The sequence below is a fragment of the Microcoleus harperi Pol14_C6 genome, assembly GCF_036701295.1.
GTDB lineage: Bacteria > Cyanobacteriota > Cyanobacteriia > Cyanobacteriales > Microcoleaceae > Microcoleus.
In genome coordinates this window covers 25,409-26,248 of sequence record NZ_JAUBQN010000059.1, presented here as the reverse complement: position 1 = coordinate 26,248, position 840 = coordinate 25,409, and the positions used below count along the sequence as shown (strand labels likewise).

General features: G+C 42.6%; 2 protein-coding genes. One reads left to right on the top strand and one right to left on the bottom strand.

Annotated elements, in window-relative coordinates; genetic code table 11:
• Positions 1-134 precede the first annotated feature (134 nt).
• Entirely contained in the window at positions 135-410 is a 276-nt protein-coding gene (locus QUA27_RS25460; protein WP_333071608.1) for a hypothetical protein, read from the top strand.
• A gap of 42 nt (positions 411-452) precedes the next feature.
• Here the strand turns inward: QUA27_RS25460 and QUA27_RS25455 are convergent.
• Positions 453-840, bottom strand: a 388-nt coding sequence (locus QUA27_RS25455; RefSeq protein WP_445251548.1) for a WD40 repeat domain-containing protein, incomplete at its 5' end; no start/stop codon positions are given.

The window sequence follows — 840 nt, the reverse complement described above, 5'->3', positions numbered from 1 at the left end:
AAGTTACTAAAAAAGATATTCATAACTGGTTTGCTCATTGTTGTTACTGTACCTCATGACTATAGTAAACGCTATATTTAGTAATTCACAATGAATCTACTCGAACTTTAAATATCACTGCCTTGATCTTTGATATGGATTTTCGGATTTTACAAATCTATCCCAAAGGTGCGAATTATGAAGTTGTAGAACCCAAACAAGAGAAAAGAGTAAAACTCACACTATCATTGCCAGAAAATTATGAGGAAGGGGTAAATGTAATAAAAGTATTTGCAACTTTGGATGCAACAAATTATCACTTGTGGGAATTGCCAGCGTTAGACCAAGATTTAGACGGGCGAATGGCGGAGGTTGTGACTGATGCGAGTGAGGAATGGACGACGGAAAAGGTGGAATATGTGCTGAGGTGAAAAAAATGTAGTGCGCCCATCTTGCTCGCGGGCTGTTTTTGCCTAGTCCTTTTTGATTGACTTTTGGTTGAGGTAATCAGAACACATCTGTTTATCCTCTGCTGTCACTTTCGGGTTGTTTTTGAGATAATCACTTATTGACTCGCAGCCTAATGCCATCAGTTTATCGAAATCCCAAGTCCACAGTTTGATGGTCTTGTCAGCGCTTGCAGAAGCCAAGGTTTTGCCATCTCGACTAAAAGCGACGCTATAGACCTCTTTGCTATGCCCGGTGAGGGTAGCGATCGGTTTTTGGGTTGGCAGGTTCCACAGTTTGATGGTCTTATCAGCGCTAGCAGAAGCCAAGGTCAAGCCATCGGGACTAAATGCGACGCTATTAACCCCATTGCTATGCCCGGTGAGGGTAGCGATCGCTTTTTGGGTTGGCAGG